General features: G+C 59.0%; 1 protein-coding gene. It reads left to right on the plus strand.

Features of this window, described 5'->3' with window-relative positions; genetic code table 11:
- Positions 1 to 162: 162 nt before the first annotated feature.
- The coding region (locus I6F37_RS47020; RefSeq protein WP_225154885.1) for a prolipoprotein diacylglyceryl transferase family protein at positions 163 to 398 on the plus strand (236 nt) is incomplete at its 3' end.

Raw genomic sequence — 398 nt, forward strand, 5'->3', positions numbered from 1 at the left:
AGCTCGGGCAGGGTTGTTCCACGCTGAACGTGGCGACAGAGATGATTGGAGCCTCAACGCATACGCGTCATCACCGTTAGGCCAGAAGGCTGAACTCTAGAAGCAAGTAGCACCAGCACGCCGCATGCAGCAAGCAGCTAAGCAGCAACCAGCCTTGTCTTAATGCAAATATCTCATCACCCGCTCGAGATCAACCTCGGTCCCCTCCCGATCACCGGGTTCGGGATCGCGGTACTGCTCGCGTTCATCATCGGGCAGATCCTGTCGCAACAGGAACTCCAGCGGCGCGGGCACCAGAAAGAAGCCGACGCCATCCCGGACCTCATTCTCGCGAGCGTCATCGGGACACTCGTTGGCGGGAAGCTCTATTACGCCGGGATCGTTACGCAGGACTGGCA

It is taken from the genome of Bradyrhizobium sp. NBAIM08, from assembly GCF_020193935.1.
Lineage (GTDB): Bacteria > Pseudomonadota > Alphaproteobacteria > Rhizobiales > Xanthobacteraceae > Bradyrhizobium > Bradyrhizobium yuanmingense.